Annotated in this window: 2 protein-coding genes; one reads left to right on the top strand and one right to left on the bottom strand. The window is 63.9% G+C overall.

All coding sequences use genetic code 11. The annotated features are described in order from the left end of the window. Window positions 1-289 precede the first annotated feature (289 nt). A complete protein-coding gene (locus ABTZ94_RS37385; RefSeq protein ID WP_351207897.1) occupies window positions 290-853 on the bottom strand; it encodes a DinB family protein in 564 nt (187 codons plus the stop codon). A gap of 445 nt (window positions 854-1298) precedes the next feature. Between ABTZ94_RS37385 and ABTZ94_RS37380 the strand changes: the two genes are divergently transcribed. Further along, entirely contained in the window at window positions 1299-1931 is a 633-nt protein-coding gene (locus ABTZ94_RS37380) for an aminoglycoside phosphotransferase family protein (RefSeq protein ID WP_502967379.1), read from the top strand. Window positions 1932-1952: the final 21 nt, after the last annotated feature.

The raw sequence follows: 1952 nt of genomic DNA, 5'->3' as shown, positions 1-1952 counted from the left end.
GGTCTGACGCCCTCGCCCCGACCCGCAACGAATCCCTTGAATCACCGCGCTGCCCAGTCTGTGCAGGTCCTATGCCAGAAGGAAGTCGTAGGTCACAGCGCCGGACATGCTCTCAGCGCTGTCGCCAGAAGGCATATCGGCGACGGAAGATGACGCTGTCCTGTCCCGATGGAGAACGTAGGGAAGGCAGAACGGCGGTTAAGGATCGTGAGGCCTATCGGCGGCAGCAGCCATGGAGCGTCACGGACTCCACGTAAGTTTCCGAAGCTCGATCGCCGGTTACCGAAAGTCATATTCGGTGCGGTCCGGCTCCGTCCTGCCAGCGGTAGAGGTCGCGCAGCAGGGAAATCTCGGCGCCGTGATGGACCAGTTCCTTGTTGACGTGCAGGACGATGCCCTCCATGGGAAACCGCTCGGGACCCACCGTGGGCGGATTCTCCAGGTCAGCGTCCGAGAGCTCGCGGACACCCGCGTTCCATCTCCCATACATCTCATCGAGCTGCTTCAGCGCCTCGTCAGCGGTCCCCGCGTAGGCGAATGTCTGGGAGTCGACGTCCTGGCCGCCGAAGTGCCATCCGACCCGGTAGCCCAGGCACGAGACGCTGATGTGCGCCAGCCGCCAGGCAATCGTGGTCACCGGTGCCGGCACCGGGTCAGGGGACGCGGAGTCCATCGTCCACTTCCCCGAACCTGCCGACATCGGTGCGGCCGACGTGCCACGTGGGCGGATGCTCCAGCAGCCGCCCACCGGCTCCCAGAAGTACTCCTCGTCGGTAAGACCGTCCAGCCGCGGCCGCAGGTTCTTGCGCCAGTACCAGTCCAACTGCTCCGCGAGCCGCTCGCTTCTTGTCATTGCCGCACACTACCGACCCGTCGAGCAGAGCGATCGTCGCCGTCTGCGGTCATCCTCCACCGTCACAAACCCCGCAAGCAGTCATTCCTGACTGGCACAGAAGTCAATCGATCGGCCTTCGCTGGCAATCGATCAACACCCACTGACACAGGTCACCTCGGAACGATGTCACGCTGACTCAGCGTGAGCGTGACACCGCTGTCACGCTCCCTCGAAAAAGTGTCACGCCGCCCTCAATGCGTCCTCATATGTCCGTTTCTTGGAGCCTGTAGGGCTCTCCAGGGCCGGTTTCGAGGGCGGAGCGTGACTGACCTGTGACAGCGAAGTTTGACGGCTTGCCATCGAAGTTTGACCGTGCGTCGGGCAGGGTGTGCCGAGCCACGATAGTTGGCACCTGGCCACGCTGGTTGGCATCGCCCTCGCTCGTCTATGCCAAGATTCGAGGGTGGATACAACCGACGTCACGCGTGCGATCGCGGCTGCGACTTCGGTCGCCGCATCGCTCGACCTGCCAGCCAACGATGCAATCGTTCTCCACAACTCGAACAAGCTGGCACTGCGGCTGACGCCATGCGACGTCTTTGCCCGGGTCGCCCCTGTGGGACAAGAGGTTGCACAGTTCGAAGTCGATCTCGCTCAGCGACTCACCGAGGTCGGATGCCCGGTGTGTCCCTTGGAGCCTCGGGCGGACCTGCGTGTGTACACGCGCGATGGCTTCGCAGTGACGCTGTGGACCTACTACGAGCCCGTGACACCTCACACCTCACCAGTCGACTACGCCAAGGCGCTGGAGCAGCTGCACGTCGGCATGCGCAAGGTCGATGTGCCGAGCCCGAGGTTCACGGACCGGATCACGGAGGCGGAAGAAGTTGTCGCCGACCCGGATCGCTCGCCGGAGCTCACCGACGCGGACCGCGTGTTCCTCAGCGGCAGGCTAGCAAGCCTGCGACGAGCGATCGACGACCGCGGCGCCGTGGAGCAGCTGCTCCACGGCGAGCCGCATCCAGGCAATGGGGGCAACAACAAGAACGGGCCCGGGTGGAAAAACGGAAAAGCGGGGTGTGGGGGAAGAGTGTGACGGGAAACGGGGAGATAGGGG

The organism is Streptomyces sp. NPDC002785, assembly GCF_040295565.1.
Taxonomy (GTDB): Bacteria; Actinomycetota; Actinomycetes; order Streptomycetales; family Streptomycetaceae; genus Streptomyces.
The sequence above is the reverse complement of the archived record's forward strand: the minus strand, read 5'-3'. Positions and strand labels throughout refer to the sequence as shown.

Excerpts from the sequence above, each read along its gene's own strand:
- ABTZ94_RS37385 (WP_351207897.1), bottom strand. The coding sequence starts at position 853 with ATGACAAGAAGCGAGCGGCTCGCGGAGCAGTTGGACTGGTACTGGCGC.